Source organism: Pseudomonas sp. CM25, from assembly GCF_013179705.1.
Taxonomy (GTDB): domain Bacteria; phylum Pseudomonadota; class Gammaproteobacteria; order Pseudomonadales; family Pseudomonadaceae; genus Aquipseudomonas.
The window spans coordinates 1-6,638 of the sequence record NZ_JABMCW010000304.1; the positions used below are offsets into that span (position 1 = coordinate 1).

Annotated in this window: 4 protein-coding genes; all 4 read right to left on the reverse strand. The window is 63.8% G+C overall.

What is annotated here, in order from left to right:
• On the reverse strand, positions 1-790 hold a 790-nt coding region (locus HP546_RS23730; protein WP_172230284.1), incomplete at its 3' end, for an LON peptidase substrate-binding domain-containing protein.
• 241 nt (positions 791-1,031) lie between these two features.
• The gene (locus HP546_RS23735; protein ID WP_172230287.1) at positions 1,032-3,443 is read right to left on the reverse strand and encodes a glucose/quinate/shikimate family membrane-bound PQQ-dependent dehydrogenase; all 2,412 of its coding nucleotides are present in this window, start codon (positions 3,441-3,443) and stop codon (positions 1,032-1,034) included.
• Between the two features lie 29 nt (positions 3,444-3,472).
• A complete protein-coding gene (locus HP546_RS23740) occupies positions 3,473-4,807 on the reverse strand; it encodes a carbohydrate porin (RefSeq protein WP_172230290.1) in 1,335 nt (444 codons plus the stop codon).
• A gap of 297 nt (positions 4,808-5,104) precedes the next feature.
• Positions 5,105-6,638 (reverse strand): TonB-dependent receptor (locus HP546_RS23745; RefSeq protein ID WP_172230293.1); only part of this gene is annotated, 1,534 nt, incomplete at its 5' end.

Sequence of the window (6,638 nt, forward strand, 5' to 3'; positions counted from 1 at the left end):
GGAAGAATTCGCGCTGGTGTTCGCCGATCTGCCGGTTGACCTCGGCCGAGATCTCGTTCTGCAGCCGCGCCACTTCCACTTCCTTGCGCAGCATGGGCAAGACTTTTTCCATGCGTTTGAGCATGGGTACGCAGTCGAGCACTTCCTGCAGCTGGCTGCCGGTAGCGGACGTCAGGGCGGCGGCGAAGTCGGTGAGCGGCGACGGGTCGTTGGGACTGAAGCGGTTGAGGTAGTTCTTCAGCTCTTCGCTGTACAGCGGGTTGAGCGGCAGCAGCTCCTTGATCGCGTTGATCAGCGCCATGCCGTACGCCTTGACCTCGTCGGTCGGGTCGGCGGGTTGACGCGGGTATTCGACTTCGACCAGGTAGGGCGGACGGTGATGCTTGAGCCAGGTGCGGATACGTACCCGGGTCAGGCCCTGGGCGACGAACTGCAGTTTGCCGTTTTCCCGGCTGGCATGGTGCACCTTGACCAGCGTGCCGTACTGCGGCAACGCCGAGGTGTCGAAGTGGCGATGGTCTTCTGGCGGGGTGTCCATGAAGAAAAGCGCCAGGCAGTGATCGGGTGACTTGGCCACCAGGTCGAGGGTTTCGGCCCAAGGTTCTTCGTTGACGATCACCGGCAGCACCTGGGCCGGGAAGAACGGTCGGTTGTGGATCGGAATCACGTAGACCTTGTCCGGCAACTGCTGGCCGGGCAGGGCGAGGGCGTGGCCAGGTTCGGCCTGGGTGGTGTGTTCGACTTCGCTGTGTTCTTCGGGGTGTTCCGGGAAATCCTGCTGGTCGCTCATGGGGCACCTGCGTGAATGACTATGGTGCTTAGATGGGGCGCGGGGGGATGGGTTTCAATGGTAGACGAAGGCAGCAGGGAAGGCTTTCATCTTTGCTGGCCCGTACCGGCCTGATCGCCGGCAAGCCAGCTCCCACAGGTATCGCGCAGCTTTCAAGGCCTGCGCAGTACCTGTGGGAGCTGGCTTGCCGGCGATCAGGCCGGTACAGGTGAATGAGCCCCTGAAGAGGGGCCCGGTAGCATTACTCGGCCAATTTGTAAGCGATGATGTAATCGCCCATTTTGGTACCCAGCGAGCCATGCCCGCCGGCAGTCACCAGCACGTACTGCTTGCCGTCCTTGCCGGTGTAGGTCATCGGTGTGGCCTGGCCACCCGCTGGCAGGCGGGCTTTCCACAGTTCCTTGCCATTATTGGTGTCATAGGCGCGCAGGTACTGGTCCAGCGTGCCGCTGAGGAAGCCGACGCCACCGGCGGTGACGATCGAACCGCCCATGCTTGGCACGCCAACCGGCATGCCGATAGGTACCGGGGTGCTGTCACGGGTAGTGCCGTTCTTGTGTTTCCACACCACCTTGTTGGTGAACAGGTCGATGGCGGCCACATAACCCCAGGCCGGGGCCTGGCAGGGTACGCCCAGTGGCGACATGAACGGGTGCATGGTCACGGCATACGGCGCGCCGGTGTTCGGCTGCACGCCGCTGGTCTCGCTTTCGCGCTTGCTGCCTTCGGCCACTTGCTCGCGCGGGACCATCTTCGACACGAAGGCCATGTAGTTGGGCGAGGTGAACAGCAGCTGACGCACCGGGTCGACCGACACGCTGCCCCAGTTGAACACACCGACGTTGCCCGGGTAGATCAGCGAGCCCTGCTCGGACGGCGGGGTGTACTGGCCTTCGTAGCGCAGTTCGCGGAACTGGATGCGGCACAGCATCTGGTCGAACGGCGTGGCGCCCCACATGGCCTGTTCGGTCAGGTCCGGGCCAAGCAGGTTGAGGTCGGAGCGGGCCTGGGTGGGTGAAGTGTGGTCGCCCTTCACCGCGCCCTGCGGGGTCGGGATTTCACGGATCGGCACGATCGGCGTACCGTCGCGGCGGTCGAGCACGTACAGGCTGCCTTGCTTGGTCGGCACGATGATCGCCGGTTTCACGCCGTCATTGGTCTTCAGGTGGACCAGAGTCGGCTGGCTGCCAACGTCCATGTCCCACAGGTCGTGATGGGTGAACTGGTAGTTCCAGCGCGCCTTGCCGGTGGCCAGGTCCAGGGCGACCACGCCGGCGCTGTACTTCTCTGCACCCGGGGTGCGGTCGGCGCCCCATTGGTCGGGGGTCTGGTTGCCCAGCGGCAGGTAGATCATGCCCAGGTCTTCGTCAACGCTGGCGATCGACCACATGTTGGCCGAGTTGCGGCTATACATCTTGCCGGGGGCCAGTGGCTTGGTGTCGTCCGGGTTGTTGCTGTCCCAGTTCCAGACCAGGTGGCCGTCATGCACATCGTAGGCGCGGATCACGCCGGACGGCTCGTTGGTCGACTCGTTGTCGGTGACATGGCCACCGATGATCACCAGGTCACGGGTCACGGCGGCAGGCGAGGTGGAGTAGTAGCCGCCGGCCGTGAACGGGCCGATGCCGGTGGTGAGGTCGATCACGCCCTGGTTGGCGAAACCTTCGCAGACCTTGCCGTTGTCGGCGTTGATGGCGATCAGGCGAGCGTCTGCGGTCGGCAGGTAGAGGCGGCGCGGGCAGGCCTGGGCCACGGCCTGGCCAGCGTCGGTGATTTTCGGTGCCGGGCTGCCGTCACGGCTGACGTAGCGGTTTTCGTCATAGTACGAAACGCCGCGGCAGGTCATGTGGGCGAAGCCTTTAAAGGTGCCGACCGGGCTCTTGACCTGTGGGTCGTAGCGCCAGATTTCTGCGCCGGTGTCCGGATCCAGTGCCAGCAGGCGGCTGTGCGCGGTGCAGGCGTAGAGCATGCCGTTGACCTTCAGCGGGGTGTTCTGGTTGGTCAGCTCCACCGGGTCATTGTCGGTCGGCAGGTCACCGGTGCGAATGCGCCAGGCTTCTTCCAGGCGATACGCATTCTGCGGGGTGATCTGGCGCAGCGGCGAGTAACGGTCGCCATGCTCGGTGCGGCCGTAAGCCTGCCATTCGCCGTCGGGCATGGCCGGTGCGGCACTGGCCATTTCGCTGCTGTCGCGGCCCACTTCGCCGAACACTTCACCGGGGTGGGTGAACTGGCTGCCCAGGGCGCAAGCACCCGACGCGACCACGGCAACGCCGAGCAGTGCAGTGTTGGCTTTGCTGCCTGGGCCGATCAGCGGGCGACGTGCCCACGGCAGCAACAGCACCACACCGATGGCGAACCAGATGGCCAGGCGCGGCACCAGCTGCCACCAGTCCAGGCCCACTTCCAGCAAGGCCCACACGGTGCTGCCCAGTAGCACCAGGCCGTACAGGCCGAGGCCGATGCGGCGCTGGGCCAGCAGCAGGATGCCGGACAGGGCAAAGCCGATACCGGCGATCAGGTAGTACAGCGATCCGCCCAGCTGGCTCAGCTTGATGCCGCCGGCCAACAAGGCCAGGCCCATCAGCAACAGCAACGCGCCGATCAGGCGCGGTAGCCAGCGGCTTCCATTGTTGGCACCTTCAGTGCTCATCGTAGGTTCTCCGTCAGGTCAAAAAGGGGTTAGAAACTGCTCTGGATCTTGAGGCCGCCGACCAGGGCGCCATCGACCTGCGACACCCCGCCCGGGTGGCGGATGTACTGCAGGTTGGGGCGTACCGTGAGCCAGTCGGCCAGGTGGATGCCGTAGTACAGCTCGGCGCTGTACTCGGTGTCCTGCACCGGCAGGAAGCCGGGGTTGTCATAATCGTCGAGGCCGGCGGCCTGGTTGGCCAGGCGGGCGTTCTTGCGATAGGCAGGGTTGACGTGCACGCGCGCGAGGGCGAAACCGATGTCGTCCTTGGCGCGGGCGTCGAAAGGCCCTTTGTATACCAGTCCTGCCTGCACATAGTTGTCGATGGCATTGGTCTTCTTGTCATGCACCGTGGCGTTGGCGAACAGGCTCAGGCCACGCGACTGGTCGGACGCCAGCGAGGTCACCTGCTGCTGGGCGCCGAGCCACAAGCCGTGCTTGCTCGAGCTGCTGCGGTAGGCGGCGCCGCTAAGGGCTGCCGGCTGGCCGCTGCTGTCCTTGAGAACATCTTGTGCCTTGGCATTACTGTAGTAGTAGCCGGCGCGATATTCCCCTTTCAGGCCTTGGATACGTGGGCTCCATACCAGTTCGATCGGCATTACGGCACCCTGGGTGCCGCTGCCGCTGAGCTTGAACCCGTTGCCCGATTCGAGGTTGGACGGATTCTGCTCGAACACCCCGACTTGGGCATAGAGTGCGTCGCTGAGGTTGTAGCGCACGCGCAATGCCCACTGGCTGACCGGCCAGTTGTACCAGATGCCACCTACCCAGTTGCCCACTTGCGAGCCGCAGAACGCCAGGTTCTGGAAGTCGCAGGGGAAGCTGTTGAAGTCCTCGCCTTCGCCGAAGCGGCCGAATTTCACGTCCAGCGCGCCGTCGAAGTACTTCTGCTTGATCCACATCTGCGTCAACCGCCAGGTTTCGCCACGGCCCCAGACTTCCTGGGCCGAGGTGAAGCCACCCACGCGCGGGTCGTTGATGCGGTCGTTGCTGATGTTGTCGCCGTGGCGCTCGGTAATGGTCAGTTGGAATTCGGAGTCTTCCCAGCCGAGGATCTTTTCCAGGTCCAGGTGGCTACCGAAGGTGAACTGGTCGCTGTAGCGCGCGGTGCGGTCGTGGTCGTAACCGCCGTGCAGGTTGCTGCCCATCTCGCCGGTGTAGCCGAGGGTGAAGTCGTAGCCTTTTTCCAGCAACTGGCTGCGGGTGCCGCCCCAGTCGCCGAGCATCCACGGGGAGTCGCTGGCGAACATTTCAGTGGCGCTGGCGGGGGTTGCCAAGGCGCCGAGGGCAAGGCCGATGTAGCAGGGTTTGAGCAGTTGGAACATGAGATAGCGCTATCTTTTGATTATTGAAAAAATGGCAAGCGCATCGAAGAGCGAGCTCCTCAATGGATAGGACGACAAGTTGGGGTCGATGAAGCGTTTCAGCTTGCGGCGGGGAGGATATAGCGGAAGTTGTAAGAAAAAAAGACAAATTGTCGCAGTGGATTGTTGCGGGTTTGGCAACAGTCCTGGTATTTGCGGGATGTACATAACCTGTGGGAGCGGGTTCACTCGCGAATGCGGCGGTGGCTCCACCATTGCATTCACGGGTGAACCCGCTCCTACACAGGCCGCGTCTGATCAGAAGGTGGTACGCAAGCCGACCTCCACACTACGCCCAGGGGCTGGCGCGATATCCCGCAGGATCGAACTGGCGTAGCGCACGGTCTGGTCGGTCAGGTTCTCGCCGCGCACAAATGCCAGCCACTGGCTTTGGCCGATGTCGAAGCGATAGCCGACGCTGGCGCCCAGGGTGGTGTAGCCATCGGTGCTGGTTTCATTGGCCGGCTTGCGCTGCTGCGAGGCGGCATGCTGGACATCCACCCGAGCCTGCCAGCGATCCAGCTCCCAGACCAGTCCACTGTTCAGCCGTAGCGGCGCGATGCGGGGCAGCGCCTCGCCACTGTCGAGGTTCTTGGCCCGGGTGTAGTCACCGGACAGCTCCAGGGCGAAGCTGCCATAGCGGTTCTCGGCCAGCTGCCAGCGGTCTTGGGCCTCGATGCCGTAGAAGCGCGCCCGCACGCCCTGGTACTGGTATTCCGGGAAACCGTCGTGGTCATGATCGTGGTCGTGATCATCGTCGTCATGGCCGTGGTCATGCCCGCCCTCGCGCAGGTTGCCGGTGCCGATCAGGCCGATGTAGTTGCGAAAGTGGCTGTAGAACACCCCGACACTTCCCTTGTGGGTGCCATTGTCGAAGCGCAGCGCGAGGTCGGCGGAAATGGCCTTTTCCTTGTTCAGGCTGGCGTCGCCCACTTCATAGGCACCGGTGGCCACGTGGGCACCATTGGCGTACAGCTCGTAGAAGGTCGGGGCGCGTTCGGTATAGCCCAGGTTGGCGGCCAGCGACCAGATCGGGTCGAGCTGGTACACCGCACCCGATGACAGGCTGAAGGCGTTGAAGCTGCTGGCGCTGTCGGCGTTGACGAAGTTCTCGTTGCCCTTGGCGTCCGGGTCGACCCGGGTGTGCTCCATGCGCGCGCCCAGGCTCAGGTTCAGCCGCTCGGTGGCCTGCCACTGCTCCAGCATGAACAGCGCCAGGCTGTCGGTATCGGTGTGCGGGACAAACGCTTCCTCGCCCAAGGCCGAGAACTGGTTGCGGCTGACCTGGGCCCCGATTACCCCTTCTACCGGCCCGAGCGGTTGATGACGGGCTTCGATGCGCGCTTCGTAGCCCTTGTTCTTGAACGTGGTGTGGACCTCACCTTCTTCTATTTCACTGTGCTCGTAGTCGGTGTAGCCGGCGTCGACCTTGATCGAACTGAACGGGCCGTTCAGGTCACGCAGCTCGGAGGCGAAGGCGTAGTGGTCCTGTTGCATGTCCAGGCGCACACCGGGTTCGGCCACTGAGCCGTAGTTGCTGTCATAGCGGCTGTACGACAGCCCGGCGTAACCATGATCCCAGTGGTAGGCGCCGCCCAGTGCGCCACCGTCCTGGCGGCCGTCACTGTTTTCCAGGCGGTGCTTGCTGCCGGGCTCTTCGGCATCGCGCACCTTGGCGCTACGGGCATAGCCGGGAATGCGCAGGTCGTTGAACTGGCGGCTGTTGGCATCCAGGTGCAAGGCGAAGGCACCGTTGCCGGCCTCCAGCTTGCCGGCGCTGCTGCGGGTGGTG